The organism is Curtobacterium sp. MCBD17_021, from assembly GCF_003234525.1.
Taxonomy (GTDB): Bacteria; Actinomycetota; Actinomycetes; order Actinomycetales; family Microbacteriaceae; genus Curtobacterium.
On the sequence record NZ_QKTS01000022.1, the window covers coordinates 1 to 16464 of the forward strand.

A 16464-nucleotide genomic window follows, 5' to 3' on the forward strand; every position below is an offset into this window, starting at 1 on the left:
CCCTGACGGAGGACCCGCCCATGCGCCGTGCCGGCATCGCACTCGCATCGGTGTTCGGTGTGGGCGTCGTCGCTGCCGTCATCGGGGTGATCGTCCTCGTCGTCATCGCGGTGAACTCGCTGTCCGGGGTCCTGTCGTCGTCGGCGACCCCGAAGGCGTTGACCTGCCCGGCCGCTCCCGCCCGGACGGTGGGCGGTCTCGTGGTGCCGGCCGGCCCGGTCGCCGGCTTCTGCCAGGACCGCCTGGTGAACGCCGCCGAGGTTATCCGCGCCGCCCGTGCCCTCGGCATCGGCCCGCACACGCAGGCGGTCGGGGTCATGACCGCCATCGGGGAGTCCGGACTCGTCAACCTCGACCACGGCGACGCCGTCGGACCGGACAGCCGCGGGCTGTTCCAGCAGCGCGACAACGGCGCCTGGGGCACGTACGAGCAGCGGATGGACCCGTACACGGCGGCGTCGATGTTCTACGCAAAGCTCGTCAAGGTGCCCGGGTGGAAGACCATGACGCCGACGCAGATGGCACACGCGGTGCAGGTGAACGCCGATCCGGACCACTACGCGAAGTACTGGCCGACGGCGAAGCGCGTGGTCGAGGGCCTGACCGGCGAGACCGTACCGGACGTGGCACCGCAGGGGTAGCAGCACCCCACGGCTGCGAGGGGCCCGCTGGCCGCCGTGGGCAGCCCCCGGCGCCGCGGTCACGCCACCGCCGCGGTGACGGGTTCGTCGTCGTCGAGTTCGATCATCGACGCGCCGTCGTCGTGCACGACGACCTGACCGCGCAGCCGGACGCCGTGCTCGTCGAGGCTGCAGGCCATCGCGTCGACCCACTCCCAGTCGACGGGGAACAACCCCGTGGCGCCCGGCCGTTCCCAGGCGATGACGACCTGGGCGGCGCCGACCTGCGCGACGACGTCCTCGATCAGGGCGCCGAAGTCGGCGACCCGGTCGTCGGGCTCGTAGGGCAGGTCCGCGACGGGCATCACCAGGTGGACGGGGACGCCCCGCTCGCTGAGGAACAACACCCAGCACTGTCGTCGGACAGGGGTCTCGAGGAGGGCGACGACGAGGTCGACCACGTCGTCGTCGGTACGGACTGCGGTTCGCTCGAGTCGTTCGAGCACGTCGGTGTCTGGCATGCCCTCAGCGTCACCGCTCGACGCCGGACCAGGCCTCGTCGGCGATCGACCTGTGGACGACCACGCCCGTCAGAGCAGCTGTGCAGGACTGTCGGCTCAGATCCCGATCGTGACCGTCCCGCCCACGACGAGCCGCGCCACCAGGAACACGACGACGAGCACCCCGAGTCCGAGCAGCGCCACCGGCCACGCGATCCGCCGCCGGACCAGGCGGCGCACGCAGCAGAGGACCGTCGCGAGGAACACCAGCGCGACGAGCACCGGCGCGAGCGTCACGACCGTCCCGCCGAGCCCCTCGTCGCACCGGTTGCCGGGGGCCTCGCACGAGCCGAACCCGAGTGCGAGCAGCGAGATCCCCCACCCGGCGGTCACCGCGGCGAGCGCGTCGACCACCAGCAGGACGACGGAGGCGACCACGTCGGCGGCGCGGCGGGCCCCGCGCGGGCCGGTCCGGGCCTCCCGGCCGTCACCGTCGGCGGGCGTCATCGACGGCCACGCGTCCGGCGGCTCGACCACAGGGCGGCCGCGAGCACGAGGACAGGACGCAGGAGCACCCGAGCGGAGGAACGCATGGGTCCATCGTGCCTCGTCGCCGCCGCGCCGGTTGCCGCTACGGTCGGGGCATGGCCCGTGCGCGCGACCACGAACCCCCGGCAGCTCCTGCCACCGCTGCCGTGCTGCTCGGCGGGTTCGCGTTCCTGCAGGGGCTGATCCTGCCCGCCGAGGGTGTCGGCCGGCACCTGGCGATCGGGTTCCTGTTCGGCGGACTCGGCCTGTTGTCGGCGTGGCGGGCGATCAGGATCGGCCGTCGCCGACGTGCCGCTCGCCGGTGGGCGTGGTTCGCGGCCGCGCTGGGGATGCTCGGGGTCGGGATGCTCGCCTACCAGGGGCTCGTCATCCTGACGGGCGGAGCGCTGCCGCCGCCGTTCTGGTGGCCCTACGCGCGACGGTGAGGGACGGGCAGCCGTCCGTCCGTGCTCGGCCACCGACCGGACGGGAGGCCCGACCCGCCTCCGGTGCGGCGGGTGCCGATCCGCCGTGACGGGTGCAGGATGGGCCGCATGGCAACGACGCCGCGCTCCTCCACCGTGTTCCGCCGGAAGCCGATCGACACGATCGACGACGACTCCGGGGGCGAGGGCGGCCTGAAACGCCACCTCGGGCTGTGGCAGCTCACCGCGATCGGCATCGGCGGCATCATCGGCGCGGGGATCTTCACCCTCGCCGGTACCGTCGCGAACGGCGTCGCCGGGCCCGCCGTCCTCATCAGCTTCCTGGTCGCCGGCGTGGCCAGCGCGGCGGCGGCACTGTCGTACGCGGAGTTCGCGGGCCTCATCCCGAAGGCCGGCAGCGCCTACACGTACGGCTACGCGGTGCTCGGCGAGATCGTCGGGTGGTTCATCGGCTGGGACCTGCTGCTCGAGTACACCGCGATCGTGGCGGTGGTCGCGATCGGCATCTCCGGGTACGTCGGGTTCCTGGTCGGACAGTTCGGCATCGAGCTGCCCGCCTGGATGCTCGGTGCACCCGGCACCGGCGACGGCCACGTCGTCGACGTCTTCGCGATCGTGCTGTGTCTGCTGACGGCGTTCGTCCTCACGCGCGGCATCCGGAGTGCCGCCCGGTTCGAGTTCGTCGCGGTCGGCATCAAGGTCGGACTCGTCGTGCTCATCATCGTGCTCGGGGTCTTCCACATCGACAGCGCCAACTACTCGCCGTACTTCCCGTTCGGCTTCGGCGGCGTGATGACCGGTGCCGCGACGGTGTTCTTCGCCGTGTTCGGCTACGACGCGATGTCCACCGCCGCCGAGGAGTCCACCGACGCCCGCAAGCACATGCCGAAGGCGATCCTGCTGTCCCTCGGCATCTCGATGGTCCTCTACGTGCTCGCGACGCTCGTCCTGACCGGGATGCAGGACTACCGGGACATCGACCCGGCCTCCGGCTTCTCGTCGGCGTTCGCGTCGGTCGGCCTCGGCGGGATCGCGAACGTGATCGCGATCGGGGCGATCGTCGGCATCGTGACCGTCCTGGTGACGTTCATGCTCGGGGCTTCGCGCGTCTGGTTCTCGATGAGCCGCGACGGCCTGATGCCCAAGTGGTTCGCGAAGACCGACCCGAAGCGCCACGTGCCGACCCGGGTGACCTGGATCCTGGGGATCGCGTCGGCGGTCCTGGCCGGCGTGCTGCCGATCGGGGTCGTCGCCGAGCTGACGAACATCGGGATCCTGCTCGCGTTCGTGGTCGTCTGCACCGCGGTCATCGTGCTCCGCTACCGGCAGCCCGACCTCGACCGGCAGTTCCGGCTGCCCCTCATGCCGATCGTGCCGGCGGTCGGCGTGCTGGCGTCGCTGTGGCTCGTCTCGTTCCTGCAGTGGGAGACGTGGGTGCGCTTCGCGATCTGGTTCGCGATCGGCCTGGTCGTGTACTTCGCGTACTCGCGGAAGCACAGCGAACTCGCCGGACCCCCTCGCAGGTGAGCGCCCGTTCGGCGGCGGTCAGTCGCGCCGGTGCTTGCCGAGCGAGGCCGTCGGCGCCGCCATCGGGTGGTTCCGGAACCAGCGGAGGAGCTCGCGCGAACGGCTCGCGTCGGCGCTGGTGTCCCCCGTCCCGAGGAAGTCGCTGAAGCCCGAGGGCGGCTCGACCTGCTCGTCCCGGTCGAAGGCCATCTTCCACTCCGGGAACCGGCGCGTGTGGATCGACTCCTCCACCAGCAGCCGGACCTCGTCGTGGCGCGGGTCGGCGACGATCCGGCCGTAGGTCGCGACGACGGCGTCGTGCGGCCCCTCGAGCAACTGCATGAAGCGCCCGGCGCGGTGCACCAGGAGACCCGTCAGGCCGTCCTGGGTGTTCCGCTCGCGCGAGTACTCGAGCACCTCGTCGAGGGCGTCGTCATCGAACGGCTGGGTGGCCGAGCTCATGTAAACGAGTGACTGCAGCATGGTGATCCCGATGATGGCTCAACGACGCGGCCACCGACCAGCCCCCGAACGGGCCTGACACGATGCGGACAGACCGACCGCGTGCCGCCCGTCGGCCTGGTACCGGAGCGTCGGCGGCGCCTGGCACGATGGCCCTGTGCCAGCTGCCCCGATGATCGACGCCGTCGACGTCATCCGGTTCGTCGGGCCGCAGACCTTCGGGCGGGCCCGTGACGTCGTGCGCGCCGGTCTGGTCGAGGACGCCACCTGGCACGAAGACGGCACCATCACCGCGACCGTGAGCGGCAGCGGTGACCGCCCGTACGACGTGCACGTCGACACGACGACCGCCCGCGGTGAGTTCGTCCGCCCGGTCCGCAGCCGCTGCACGTGCCCCCTCGGCGGCGAGTGCAAGCACGTCGCCGCCGCACTCCTCACCGTCAACGCCCGGGCCCTGGCCGCGCAGGCCGGCCCGCGCACGCAGGCCCCGACGCCGCCGACCCCGGATTGGAGGCGCGACCTCGCCCGCCTCGCCGGCGACGACGACCCCGCCGGGTCCGGAACCCTGCCCGCGACCGGCGGGATGGGCCTCCAGTTCGAACTCCGGGACGCCGTACCGGCCCGACTCGCCGGTCGAGCGCGGGCGGCGGGGCGGACGATGCCCGTCGCGTCCCGCGCAGTGCGACTCGGAGTGCGGCCGGTGAGTCGGAGCGCCGCCGGCAACTGGGTGCGTGGACAGCTGACCTGGGGCGCACTCCCCTACTCGATGAACCGTCTCGGCCTCGAACCGGAGCAGCACGCCTGGTTCATGCAGTTCGCGGCGCTGCACCGCGCCGGGCAGCTCGCCGGCCTACCGGGTGAGAGCGACTGGATCCACCTCGACGACTTCCGGAGTCCCCTGCTCTGGCCGCTGCTCCGCCAGGCCGGACCACTCGGCATCGCGCTCGTCACCGGCAAGCGGGAGGCCGGGGTCGACCTCGGCGCCGACGCCCGCGTGCTGCTCGACGCCGTCCGCACCGCCGACGGGTTGGTCATCGGTGCGAGCGCCGTCATCGACGGGCGGCCGGTCGCCGAGGGCGCCGCACGCGTCGTCGGGGACCACGGTGTGTACGCGTTCCGTGAGTCCCCCGAGTTGCACGTCACGCTCGCCCCCACCCCCGCACCGGTGCCGGAGGACCAACGCCGGATGCTGGTCGAAGCGGCCCGGATCACCGTCCCCGCAGACGAGGTCGACGAGTTCCTGGCCGACTGGTCGCCGCGCCTGCGCGGGTCGCTCGGGCTCGTCAGCTCCGACGGGTCGCTCGAGCTGCCGGAACGGACGCCGCCGGAACTCGTGCTCACCGTGACGTTCGAACCGGCACGGGCGCCGCGGACCGACGACCGGGCACATCTGCAGTGGCGGTGGAGCGTCGACGGGCGGAAGGACCCGGTCGCGCTGCACGGGCCGCTGCCCGACCTCGGGAGCGTCCTGGCTGCGGACGATGCTGCGGGTGCGGACGCTCCTGCTGCTGATGCGGACGCGGACGCGGACGCGGACGCTGCGGCCGATCCGGCGGCGAACGCGGGCGCAGATGCCGCCCTGGAGCCGGCCGAGCCGGAGACGCAGGACGCGGCGGCGGGGCGATCCGGGCCTCCCGGACCGGGCGGCGGCCTCGCCTGGTTCGAGGACGGGACCATCGACGGCGCCGACGTCGCGGTCCTCGCGAACGAGCTGCTGCCCGCGCTGCCGGCCTTCGGCGTCCGCGTCGTCGTGCAGGGCGAACGGGTCGACTACGAACGCCTGAGCGGCCGGCCGCACATCCGCGTGACGACGATGCCGTCGGAGAAGCACGACTGGTTCGACCTCGGGATCATCGTCAGCGTCAACGGCAAGGAGATCCCGTTCACGCCGCTGCTCCGGGCGCTCGCGAAGCGTGACCGGCGGCTGAAGCTCGTCGACAACTCGTACCTGTCGTTGGCCGACCCGGCGTTCGACCGGCTCAAGGAGATCATCGAGGAAGCGCGTGAGCTCGACGAGTGGGAGCCCGACCAGCCCCTGACCGTCACCCCGTACCGTGCCGCACTCTGGTCGGAGTTCGACCAGCTCGCCGACGAGACCGAGCACGACGAGCGGTGGAAGGAGATCGCCGGCCGCCTGCTCGACGCGACCGCTCCGGCCGACGCCGTCGTCCCCGCGACGGTCCACGCCGAGCTCCGGCCCTACCAGCGTGACGGCTACGCCTGGCTGACGTTCCTCGTCGAGCACGGTGTCGGCGGCGTACTCGCCGACGACATGGGCCTCGGCAAGACACTGCAGGCACTCGCGATGATCGCGGACCGTCGGGCCGCCGACCCGGAGGCGCCGCCGTTCCTCGTCGTCGCGCCGACCTCCGTCGTCGGCAACTGGGCGGACGAAGCGGCGAAGTTCGTGCCGTCGCTGCGCGTCACGACGGTCGCGGGGACCTCGCTGAAGGACCACGCCCGGGTCGCGCGAGCCGCCGCAGCGTCCGACGTCGTCGTCACCTCGTACGCGCTGCTCCGCCTCGATGCGGCCGCCTACCTCGACCGGACCTGGTCGGCGCTGCTGCTCGACGAAGCGCAGTTCGTGAAGAACCCGCAGTCCCAGACGCACCGGGTCGCCGCGGAGCTCCATGCTCCCGTCAAGATCGCCGTGACCGGGACACCGCTCGAGAACGGGCTCGCCGACCTCTGGGCGCTGTTCTCGATCGTCGCGCCCGGGCTGCTGTCGTCGTGGACGCGCTTCGGCGACGACTACGTGAAGCCCCTCGCCTCGCCCGACCTCCGTGGTGCGGCGCGGAAGGAACTGACCGACCGACTCCGGCGCCGGATCCGGCCGCTCATGCTCCGACGGACGAAGGAGAGCGTCGCCGCTGACCTGCCCGAGAAGGTCGAACAGGTCGTGCGCGTCACCCTCGACCCCGCCCACCGCGACCTGTACGAGACGACGCTGAACCGGGAGCGGCTCAAGGTCCTCGACCTGGTGGACGACCTCGACCGCAACCGGATGATCGTGTTCCGGTCCCTCACCCTGCTCCGGATGCTCGCGCTCTCCCCCGCGCTCGTGTCCGACGACCACGACGACGTGCCGAGCGCCAAGCTCGACCTGCTGCTCGACGAGCTCGAACAGCTCGCGGCGGAAGGCCGGCGGGCGCTCGTGTTCAGCCAGTTCACCTCGTTCCTCAAGATCGTGGCGACCGCCCTCGACGAGCGCGGGGTCGCGTACGAGTACCTCGACGGGTCCACTCGGCGCCGAGGGGTGGTCATCGACCGCTTCCGGGACGGCACGGCCCCGGCGTTCCTCATCTCGCTCAAGGCCGGCGGGTTCGGACTCACCCTGACCGAGGCGGACACGGTCTTCGTGCTCGACCCGTGGTGGAACCCGGCCGCCGAGAACCAGGCGGTCGACCGGACGCACCGGATCGGACAGACCCGGTCGGTGACGGTCGAACGGCTCATCGCCGAGGACACCATCGAGGAGAAGGTGCTCGCGCTGGCGCAGCGGAAGGCGCAGCTCTTCGCGACGATGATCGACGACGACGCGCTGTTCGCCGAGGGGTTGAGCGCGGAGGACATCCGGTCGTTGCTGGCGTGAGCCCGAGACCGAGCTGCAGCGACATACGAAGTACCGATTCCTTGGCCCTGGCCGGACCTGCTCGCTACCGTCTCGCCATGCTCCTCGCCAGCCCTGCTCCGCACACCGCCACCCGCGTGCGGACCACGGGCGGATGCTGACGCTCGACGCCAACGTCATCATCGCGGCACCGACGCGGAGGACGCGGCGCACGCGCGAGCGCTGGACGTCGTCGAGTCGTACGAGTGGGAGGGCGTCGCCACGACCAACGCGCAAACTCGGGTTCCCGTGATCGACTGCAGCGAGACGGATCCCCACAGAGAACCGGCCTGGCGGGTGTTGGTCCCACCAGGCCGGTGACGGTGCAGCGGTCGGTCAGTTGCCGAGGCCGTCGATCCGCGCGATCTCGTCCGCGCTCAGCTCCAGCGTCGCCCCGGCGGCGTTCGACCGGATGCGGTCCGGGTTCGACGACTTCGGGATGACGACGAACTGGTGCGCGACGTGCCACGCGACGATGACCTGCGCGGCGTCGGCGTCGTGCGCCTGGGCGATCTCGACCAGCGTCGGGTCCTGCAGGTTGCTCGCCTTGAAGGGGCTGTAGCCCTCGAGGACGACACCCCGGTCGCGCAAGCCGTCGGCCACGGCACGGTCGAACTCCACCGGGCTCCAGCGGATCTGGTTCACGGCCGGGGTCGCACCGGTCGCGTCGATCAGCTCGTCGATCTGGTCGAGCGAGTAGTTGCTCACACCGATCGCCTTCGTCAGGCCGGCCTGCTGCGCCTCGACGAGCTGCTGCCAGACGTCCGGACGGGCCTCGCCGTTCGGCGGCCAGTGCACGAGCCACAGGTCGAGGTGGTCGAGGCCGAGCTGGTCGAGGCTCTCCTCGATCGTCTCCCGGACACGGTCGGCGTTGTCCGGCGGGAGCTTCGTGGTGATGAACAGGTCCTCGCGGGCGAGGCCGGACTCGGCGATCGCCTTCCCGACACCGCGCTGGTTGCGGTAGCCGGTCGCGGTGTCGATGTGGCGGTAGCCGGCCTGGAGGGCAGCGGCGACCGCGGCGGGAGCGTCGGGCTCCTCGATCTGCCAGGTGCCGAAGCCGAGGAGCGGCATCGAGCCTCCGGTGACGGGTACGGACGGTTGTGCGTAGTCGGTCATGGCTCCTCTCTACGCGCGGTGCGGGACGGCGGACCCAGGTCCCTTCGTCCGTGCACGGTGCGGCTTCCCGACCGTGTCGCCGGCCTCCGCCAGGATCGACGGGTCCCCCGAGCACCACCAGGAGCACCACCGAGCATGACGTCCCGTCGACGCCGCACCCGCACCACCGTCCAGTCCTCGATCGTCGCGCTCGCCCTCGCCCTGGGCATCTGGGCGCTGTTCGCGTCGGGGGTCCTCACCACCGACGCCGGTGCCTCGACGAGCGCCGCGACCACCAGCGCCACCATCGACCCCGCTGACGAGCCGACCATCGCCACCGCGTCGACACCGACGCCCGGCGCACCAGAGCCGAGCCGGGCCTCCAGTCCGTCCGCCGGCGGGAGCAGCGACGGGACCGATGCCGCGGCAGCCCGGGCAACCCTCGCCGCCCTGCCCGTGAAGGGGAAGGCGCCGTCGACGGGCTACGACCGCGAGGCGGACTTCGGCACCGCGTGGCTCGACGTCGACCACAACGGCTGCGACACGAGGAACGACGTCCTGGCCCGCGACCTGACCGACATCGTGCGGCAGGGCCCCTGCAAGGTCCTGTCCGGCGACCTCGTCTCCCCCTACACGGGCGCTCCGGTCGCCTTCGTGCGGGGGAACACGACGTCCACCCTCGTGCAGATCGACCACGTCGTGGCGCTCGAGAACGCGTGGCGCACCGGGGCACAGCAGCTCAGCCAGGCCGAACGGCAGGCACTGGCGAACGACCCGGACAACCTGTTCGCCGTCGACGGGCGGTCGAACGCGCAGAAGCGGTCGGCGGACGCGGCGACCTGGCTGCCGGCGGCGAAGGGCTTCCGCTGCGAGTACGTCGAACACCAGATCGCCGTGAAGGCGGAGTACCGACTGTGGGTCGTGCCGGCCGAACGCGACGCGATGGAGCGGGTGCTCGCGGCCTGCTGAGAGACCTCGCCACACCGCTCGCAGTCAGACGACACCTGTAGCGTAACTCGTGTCCGGCGGACACCGTCGGACCGGACTCGCCGCCCGGTGCCGCGACCCAGCGCACCGCTTCCGGACCCCGAGCCCTTCATCGTCGAAGACCGCAGGAGGCCCTCATGACCAGCACCAGTTCCACCAGCACGCGTTTCACCGACCGCGTCGTGCTCATCACCGGCGGCGGCTCCGGCCTCGGCCGCGCCACCGCTGTCCGTCTCGCCACCGAGGGCGCGAAGCTCGCCCTCGTCGACGTCTCCGAGCAGGGCCTCGAGGCGACGAAGGCCGCCGTCCTCGAAGCCGCTCCGGATGCCGAGGTCCTCACGACCATCGCCGACGTCGCTGACGAGGCGCAGGTCGACGCGTACGTCGCCGCCACCCGCGAGCGCTTCGGCCGCATCGACGGCTTCTTCAACAACGCCGGTATCGAGGGCAAGCAGAACCTCACCGAGTCGTTCACCGCCGCCGAGTTCGACAAGGTCGTCTCGATCAACCTCCGTGGTGTGTTCCTCGGGCTCGAGAAGGTCCTCGCCGTGATGCGCGAGCAGGGCTCCGGCATGGTCGTCAACACCGCGAGCGTCGGCGGCATCCGGGGCGTCGGCAACCAGTCCGGCTACGCCGCCGCCAAGCACGGCGTGGTCGGACTGACCCGCAACTCCGCCGTCGAGTACGGCCAGTACGGCATCCGCATCAACGCGATCGCCCCGGGCGCGATCTGGACGCCGATGGTCGAGAACTCGATGAAGCAGATCGACCCGGAGAACCCGCGCAAGGCCGCCGAGGAGTTCATCCAGGTCAACCCCACCAAGCGCTACGGTGAGGCACCCGAGATCGCGTCGGTCGTCGCGTTCCTGCTGTCCGACGACGCGTCCTACATCAACGCCGCGGTCGTCCCGATCGACGGCGGGCAGTCCGCCAAGTACTGACCTCCACGGTCCGTGCCACCAGGGCGCGCCTTCCTGACAGGAGGCGCGCCCCGCCCGTCCCGCCCCTCCTGCGTGGCAGCATGGCCGGTGACACGACCCTGGAGGGGGAACGCGATGAGCGCGAACGGAACGACAGGGTCGAGCTTCGGCCCGGGTGCCGAGGACGCGGTGCCGAACGACGCCGGCCAGCTGCGGCGACGCATGAGCGAGTCTGCCGAGGGCTTCCTCGGCAGCGCCGCGTGGGTGCCGTGGAAGACCGACGGGGCCGGCGGTGACCCCGCGGACGGCAGTGTCGCGCACGTCGTCATCCGCGAACGCCAGTTCGTCCCCGTGTTCACCGACCCGTCGGAGCTGCGGACGAGCCTCCCTGGGCTGGAAGCCCGGGCGATGCCGATGGCCGAACTCGTCGCCGCGCTGCCGGAAGAGTTCGGGATCGTCGTCGACCCGACCAGTGCCCAGGCGGCGAGCTTCCTGCAGGCGGACGTGCTCGCCGGGCTGCGCGCGGGCATCGGCGGCGTGCCGAACGAGGGCGAGGAGGACTGACGATGTCCGCCCAGCTGACGCTGCCGCAGGCGTACGCGCTGCTGCTCCTGCGTCCGGACGGCAAACTCGCCACCACGGGCCAGACGTTCGACCCCGGTCTCGCGGGCGCCGTCCTCGGCGACCTGGCGCTCCGCGGAGTGCTGCAGTTCGACGGGCGAAAGGTGGTCCCGGTGAAGTCCGCTCCCGCCGGTGACCCGGCGATCGACGGGATGAAGGAACAGATCGACCTCTCGCCATCGCCGCGCCGACCCGCCTCCTGGGTGTCCCGGAACGCGAACGTTACGCTCCGGGCGTCGGTCCTCGGCGGGCTCGTCGACCGCGGAATCGTGACGCGGCAGGAGCACTGGATCTTCGGCATCCTCGCGTCAGCGCGCTGGCCCGAGCGGGACGGCGGGCCGGCGAAGCTCCTGCGTGGCGAGATCGGCGACGTCCTCCACCTCGGCGCCGCGCCCACGCCGTTCGCGGTCGCGCTCATCGGGCTGCTCAACGCCACGGGGACGCTGCGCGGGCAGTTCGGCAAGGTCGACCGGCAGCGCGTCAAGGCACTGACGGACGGGGACTGGGTAGCCGGGGCAGTGCAATCGGTCGTTCAGACCCGCCACACGGCCGCGACGATCGGCGCAGGCGCGGTGGGTCCCATGTCGACCTCCAGCTGACCGTCGGCCCGCAGCTCGCCAGCCCGAGGCGCCCGCTGCACCATAACTGGGGATGCCTCAGCCACTCTCCTCAACGCCAGGATGGTCCGGTCCAGACGGCGAACAGGGGGAACACCATGCCGCTCGGCGATCCGGGGCCACGAGACTGGTCCCCGCCTGAAAACCGATCTGGTGGTGGTGGTCGTTCGATCCCGCCGATCGCGACGATGACGACCTACGAAGCGACGTCGGCGAAGCACCAGACCCGCCCCGCCGCGTACGCCTGGCTCGCGATGCTGCTCGGCGGCGGCACCATGGTCCTGGCTCTCGTCGAGCCGCAGCAGGACGGGGTCTCGACCGGCTTCGTCGCGTCGACCATCGGAATCACTGCCATGGTCGTCGGTACGCACGCCGTGCGGATCGCTCGATGGGGTTCGGCAACCGTTCGTGCTTTCGGTCGGGGTGGTGCAGTCCTCGGCGCTGTCGGCACAGCGTTGATGGCCTACGCGATGATCGCCTTCCTGCTCGGGATGACCGGAATCGCGCTCCCCGCGCTCTCCCTACCGATCGCCGATCCCGGTCGAGGTCCGGCGGCAGTGGCAGCGACGACCGCGCCGGTCGACCGTTCCTCCGAGGACCGGACAACCGAGCAGGAGGCTGCGGCAGCCGCTGCCGTACCGGCAGATCCCGAGTCGGATGCAGTCACCGGCGTCCCGTCAGCCGCGCTCCCGACGTCGGCCGACGAGGAGCGGAACGGGCTCGCGCAGACGGCGGGAACACTCGCCTTCGTGATGCGTGAGCGGTTCGGTGCCGGCCCGTTCCCGCCCACGCTCGTCGTCAGCACCGGGGACGACGCGGCCGTCCGGCTCCTCGATGGCACGGTCTTGGCAGCCGTGCCACCCGGTGCGCAGCTGACGTACTCGGTCGCGCCCGACGCGGCCGCGTGGGCGGTGACGCTGCACGGGAGCCAGTTCCAGACGACTGCCTCGTTCAACTCGTCGGTGGGGACAGTGGAAGTCGGCTGACGCCGCGGATCGCCCGCTCCGCACCGCCAGGCTCACCCCCGCGGCGCCACCAGCTCGATGAACCGCGACAGCAGTGCCAGCCCCGGGATCGACGGCGGCAGCGCTGTCGTCAGCGCCGGCGAGTGCACGAGGTACGCCGCCCACTTTGCCCGTGAGAGCGCCACGTTGAGCCGGTTCGGCATGAGCAGGAAGTCGAGCCCGCGCGGGGTGTCCGCCGCCGAGGACGCGGCCAGCGAGGTGATCGAGACCACGGCCTCCCGGCCCTGGAACAGGTCGACGGTCCCCACCTGCGTCCCGTGGAAGCCCGCCCGGTCGAGCGCGTCCCGGATCACCGCCCCCTGCGCGTTGTAGGGCGCGACGACGATCACGTCCTCGTCGGTGAGCGTCCGCGTGCCGTGCTCGTCCGTCCAGGTGCGGCCGACGACGTCCGCGACGAGGGCGACGACCTGCGCCGCCTCCTCCGGCGACGAGGTCGTGTTGCCCGCATGCACGACGGGCACCGGGTGCACGCCCGGGTCGATGCCTTCGAGGTGCCGCCCGGACACCATCGACGCGAGCTGCCCGTCGTAGGACAGCCCCGACACAGCGGCGGTCAGCGCGGGCTCCATCCGCCGGGTCTTCGCCAGGAAGTACCCGAACTCCGGCGGCAACACGTGCTCACCGTCCGCCAGCCACCCGAGCGCGGACTCGTCGACCGGCTCGGGGTGCGACCCCTGCGACACCTGGGGCAGCTGCTGCGGGTCGCCGAGCAGCAGCAGACGGGAGGCGGCGATCGCGGAGGCGATGGTCGGCGCGAGGGAGAACTGGCCGGCCTCGTCGACGACGAGCAGGTCCAGGGAACGCCGGCCGATGGTCGCGTCGTTCGCGAACGTCCATGCCGTCCCGCCGACGACTCCCCCGGCGCCCGTGTCAGCGCAGGACTGCAGGAACGCGGCGATGGCGGCACCGTTCTTCACGGGGGTCCACCGTGCGGCCTCGATCTCCTCGGCGTCGGCACCGCTCTTCGGCTGCTTCACGACCCGCTCCGCCGGAACCCCGGCGGCGATGACGGCGTCGAGGAAGTTCTCGCTCGTCGCGTGCGACTGTCCGACGACCCCGACCCGCCACCCGTGCTCGCGCACGAGCTTCGCCACGACGTTCGATCCGACGTACGTCTTGCCCGTGCCAGGAGGCCCCTGGATCGCCAGGTACGACCGGTCCAGTCCGAGCAGGGTCGCCACCACCGCGCCCACCGTGTCATCGCCGACGACCGGCACGAGGGCCCCGCGCGGCGGCACCCGTCGGAGGAGGTCGAGCGCCGGGTCGGGCAGCATCTCGGGCAGGGCATCGAGCACCTCGGCACCCCACTCGGCGATGGCCTCGGGCTGCGGCTTCGCGCGAGGCGGCGACGAGGGCGCGAGCGCGACCGGGAAGTCCGCGTGCGGTTCTCCCCCGCCGACCGGCATGCGTTCGAGGAGGAGCACCTCGGTGGCGTCGCCGTTGTCCCAGACCTCCAGGATCGTGGCGCGGTCCGTCGCGCCCTTCGAGCCGGGACCCGGGGCGGTGATGGACGCCGGGAGTGGGTCGTCGTAGACGAGGTGGGGCGAGCCTCCCGGCCGGAGCCGCGAGCCGGGCGCGAGCGTTCCCGACAACCGGATCTCCCGTGACAGCGAGCGGGCGCGCGGCAGCGTCGCCCAGTCGCGCTCGACGGACGCGCGCACCACCACCAGGACGTCCCGGGTGTCGGCCCACTCGTCGACCGGGTTGCGGAGCCGGTCGAAGTGGTCCTGCCAGAACGTCTTCGCCTCGCGGCGGTGGTAGTCGATCGCGGCCGCGGCGAGCGCCAGCGCGGTCTGGTCGGGCGTCCGGTCGAGGGCGTCGACGTCGCCGAGGTACTCCGTGAGCGCGACGGTCACCGAGTTCGGCTCGCGCTCGACCGGGATCGGCGGCAGGCCCTCGAGCTCGGTCGTGGTGGTGGCGTCCGGTGCGTGTTCGGCGCGGAGGCCGAGCAGCCAGTCGCGGAGGCGCAGCGTCGACCGGCAGTCGTAGGCGTTGTAGTCGGCGACCTGGTCGAGCTGCCGCTGCCCCTCGGCGGGATCGCCGGTGCGGAGCTCCTCGATCGCGTCGACGTAGGCGGTGATGCTGTCGGCCGCGTTCGTCACGTCGCTCAGGCGCAGGTCGTCGCCCATGTACAGCGGCTCGAGCTTCTTGATCGAGTAGCTGCGGCTGCCGACCACCAGGGCCTTCCGCACGATCGGGTACAGGTCGACCAGGACGCCCGCGCGCAACAGGTCGTCGACCGCGTCCTCCCCCACCCCGTGCCGGGCGGCGAGGGACAGCAGGTGTGTCCGCTCGTACGCGGCGTAGTGGTAGATGTGCATGTCCGGGTACTGCTCGCGGCGGTCGGTGATGAACGCGAGGAAGTCCAGCAGCGCCTGGCGCTCGTCGCGGATGGTGTGTGCCCAGAACGCGCGGAACTCGGCTTGGTCGTCGACGAGGCCGAACAGGTAGTCGAGGCCCCAGTGCACGCCGTCCTCGGTGTGGAGCGGGTCGCCCTCGAAGTCGAAGAAGACGTCGCCAGGATCGGGTGCCGGGATCGCGTCGAGGGCACGCGGGTCGAGGACCTCGAAGGCAGGACCGGTCCGTCCCGCGTCCGTCCCGTCGCTCCGGTTCGCTGCGCGCTCCGTCTCGATCTGGAGGCTCGCCTGCCGTACCAGACGATCCAGTGTCGTCTTCGACATGGTCGCCACCGGTGCGGTGTGGACCGCGAGGTCGTCGATCGACCGCACCCCCTGCCTGATCAGCTTCGTCCGCTGGTCGAGGCGCATGCCGGCGACGAGGACCAGGTCCCGGTGACGCTGCACCTCCTGCTGGCACGCGGAGCACCGGCCGCAGCTGGAGTAGCGGGGATCACCCCACTGCATCGGATCGTCGCCGGCCATCCGCTCGGCGATCACGCGGATCAGCTCAGCGCGCTGTGTGCGGTACACGGGCACGATGTCGGCGAGCTCGTGCGTGGTCGTCGTCCGGTCGCCGAGGACCAGGTGCACCTGATGCCCGGTCGGGATGCCGTGCACGCGCATCTGCTCGGCGTAGGCGGCGAGCTGCAGCAGAGCGCTGATCTTGGCGTGGCGGGCGAGCTTGGTGTCGTAGACCTCGTACTCGCCGCGGTCGTTGCGGATGATGAAGTCCGCGAAACCGATGAAGTCGTCGGCATGGAACGTCGGTTGGTACAGGACGTCCGCGCCGTCCCGCATTGCCTGGAGCGCTGCGGCTGCGGCCTCCCGGTACTGCGGCGGGGCCGGGCGGTCGAACTCCACCACGTCGTGGGACTGCTTCAGGATCTCGAGGTAGTCGAGCTCGTGCTGGTCCCCCAGGCGGGCCGTCCGGTCGAGCATGTCGTCGTGCTCGTCGGGCAGGGGTTCGCCGCGGCCGAGCTTGGCGTCGAGGCGGCGGAGGAACGCCCACTCGCAGGTCGCCCACGTGGTGAGGTCGCTCGGGCTGAGCAGGGCTCGGCCGTCCTCGGTGATCTGCACTGCGCTCCCTGCTGTCGGTGTCCGTCCAGGGTAGGGGCGGGCACTGACGTC

At 71.7% G+C, this 16464-nt stretch carries 13 protein-coding genes and 1 pseudogene; 9 read left to right on the plus strand and 5 right to left on the minus strand.

Going from position 1 to position 16464, the window contains the following annotated elements:
* Nucleotides 1-641 (plus strand): annotated as a pseudogene (locus DEI83_RS14825) (hypothetical protein); the annotation flags it as partial.
* A 59-nt stretch (nt 642-700) separates the two neighbouring features.
* Here DEI83_RS14825 and DEI83_RS14830 read toward each other — a convergent pair.
* Nucleotides 701-1141, minus strand: coding sequence for a hypothetical protein (locus DEI83_RS14830; RefSeq protein WP_111082710.1), 441 nt, complete (start codon nt 1139-1141; stop codon nt 701-703).
* A 96-nt stretch (nt 1142-1237) separates the two neighbouring features.
* Nucleotides 1238-1627: a hypothetical protein gene (locus tag DEI83_RS14835; protein WP_146241543.1), complete on the minus strand. Its 390-nt coding sequence runs from the start codon at nt 1625-1627 to the stop codon at nt 1238-1240.
* Nucleotides 1628-1764: 137 nt separating this feature from the next.
* Here DEI83_RS14835 and DEI83_RS14840 point away from each other — a divergent pair, with 137 nt between their 5' ends.
* Both DEI83_RS14840 and DEI83_RS14845 read left to right on the plus strand, forming a co-directional pair.
* The gene (locus tag DEI83_RS14840) at nt 1765-2094 is read left to right on the plus strand and encodes a hypothetical protein (RefSeq protein WP_111082712.1); all 330 of its coding nucleotides are present in this window, start codon (nt 1765-1767) and stop codon (nt 2092-2094) included.
* Nucleotides 2095-2202: 108 nt separating this feature from the next.
* The gene (locus DEI83_RS14845) at nt 2203-3621 is read left to right on the plus strand and encodes an amino acid permease (protein ID WP_111082713.1); all 1419 of its coding nucleotides are present in this window, start codon (nt 2203-2205) and stop codon (nt 3619-3621) included.
* A gap of 18 nt (nt 3622-3639) precedes the next feature.
* Here the strand turns inward: DEI83_RS14845 and DEI83_RS14850 are convergent, their stop codons facing one another.
* Nucleotides 3640-4083, minus strand: coding sequence for a BLUF domain-containing protein (locus DEI83_RS14850; protein WP_111082714.1), 444 nt, complete (start codon nt 4081-4083; stop codon nt 3640-3642).
* A 136-nt stretch (nt 4084-4219) separates the two neighbouring features.
* Here DEI83_RS14850 and DEI83_RS14855 point away from each other — a divergent pair, with 136 nt between their 5' ends.
* Nucleotides 4220-7654, plus strand: coding sequence for a DEAD/DEAH box helicase (locus DEI83_RS14855; RefSeq protein ID WP_146243366.1), 3435 nt, complete (start codon nt 4220-4222; stop codon nt 7652-7654).
* A 354-nt stretch (nt 7655-8008) separates the two neighbouring features.
* Here the strand turns inward: DEI83_RS14855 and DEI83_RS14860 are convergent, their stop codons facing one another.
* Complete coding sequence (locus DEI83_RS14860) at nt 8009-8788, minus strand: aldo/keto reductase (RefSeq protein ID WP_110891455.1); 780 nt, start codon at nt 8786-8788, stop codon at nt 8009-8011.
* 135 nt (nt 8789-8923) lie between these two features.
* Here DEI83_RS14860 and DEI83_RS14865 point away from each other — a divergent pair, with 135 nt between their 5' ends.
* The 5 genes from DEI83_RS14865 to DEI83_RS14885 all read left to right on the plus strand — a co-directional run bounded on the left by DEI83_RS14865 (nt 8924) and on the right by DEI83_RS14885 (nt 12898).
* A complete protein-coding gene (locus DEI83_RS14865; protein WP_111082716.1) occupies nt 8924-9736 on the plus strand; it encodes an HNH endonuclease family protein in 813 nt (270 codons plus the stop codon).
* A 155-nt stretch (nt 9737-9891) separates the two neighbouring features.
* Nucleotides 9892-10695 carry an SDR family oxidoreductase gene (locus DEI83_RS14870; protein ID WP_111082717.1) on the plus strand — a complete coding sequence of 268 codons (804 nt, stop codon included), beginning with the start codon at nt 9892-9894 and terminating at the stop codon, nt 10693-10695.
* Nucleotides 10696-10809: 114 nt separating this feature from the next.
* Nucleotides 10810-11238, plus strand: coding sequence for an SseB family protein (locus tag DEI83_RS14875; RefSeq protein WP_111082718.1), 429 nt, complete (start codon nt 10810-10812; stop codon nt 11236-11238).
* 2 nt (nt 11239-11240) lie between these two features.
* Nucleotides 11241-11894, plus strand: a complete 654-nt coding sequence (locus tag DEI83_RS14880) for a GPP34 family phosphoprotein (RefSeq protein WP_111082719.1) — start codon at nt 11241-11243, stop codon at nt 11892-11894.
* Between the two features lie 206 nt (nt 11895-12100).
* Nucleotides 12101-12898, plus strand: a complete 798-nt coding sequence (locus DEI83_RS14885) for a hypothetical protein (RefSeq protein ID WP_111082720.1) — start codon at nt 12101-12103, stop codon at nt 12896-12898.
* A gap of 32 nt (nt 12899-12930) precedes the next feature.
* Here DEI83_RS14885 and DEI83_RS14890 read toward each other — a convergent pair whose 3' ends face one another.
* Nucleotides 12931-16413 carry a bifunctional RecB family nuclease/DEAD/DEAH box helicase gene (locus DEI83_RS14890; RefSeq protein ID WP_181431258.1) on the minus strand — a complete coding sequence of 1161 codons (3483 nt, stop codon included), beginning with the start codon at nt 16411-16413 and terminating at the stop codon, nt 12931-12933.
* Nucleotides 16414-16464: the final 51 nt, after the last annotated feature.

Coding starts and splice junctions, on each gene's coding strand:
- DEI83_RS14870 (WP_111082717.1), top strand. CDS start 9,892: ATGACCAGCACCAGTTCCACCAGCACGCGTTTCACCGACCGCGTCGTG.
- DEI83_RS14850 (WP_111082714.1), bottom strand. CDS start 4,083: ATGCTGCAGTCACTCGTTTACATGAGCTCGGCCACCCAGCCGTTCGAT.
- DEI83_RS14840 (WP_111082712.1), top strand. CDS start 1,765: ATGGCCCGTGCGCGCGACCACGAACCCCCGGCAGCTCCTGCCACCGCT.
- DEI83_RS14880 (WP_111082719.1), top strand. CDS start 11,241: ATGTCCGCCCAGCTGACGCTGCCGCAGGCGTACGCGCTGCTGCTCCTG.
- DEI83_RS14830 (WP_111082710.1), bottom strand. CDS start 1,141: ATGCCAGACACCGACGTGCTCGAACGACTCGAGCGAACCGCAGTCCGT.
- DEI83_RS14835 (WP_146241543.1), bottom strand. CDS start 1,627: ATGACGCCCGCCGACGGTGACGGCCGGGAGGCCCGGACCGGCCCGCGC.
- DEI83_RS14845 (WP_111082713.1), top strand. CDS start 2,203: ATGGCAACGACGCCGCGCTCCTCCACCGTGTTCCGCCGGAAGCCGATC.
- DEI83_RS14860 (WP_110891455.1), bottom strand. CDS start 8,788: ATGACCGACTACGCACAACCGTCCGTACCCGTCACCGGAGGCTCGATG.
- DEI83_RS14865 (WP_111082716.1), top strand. CDS start 8,924: ATGACGTCCCGTCGACGCCGCACCCGCACCACCGTCCAGTCCTCGATC.
- DEI83_RS14875 (WP_111082718.1), top strand. CDS start 10,810: ATGAGCGCGAACGGAACGACAGGGTCGAGCTTCGGCCCGGGTGCCGAG.
- DEI83_RS14885 (WP_111082720.1), top strand. CDS start 12,101: ATGACGACCTACGAAGCGACGTCGGCGAAGCACCAGACCCGCCCCGCC.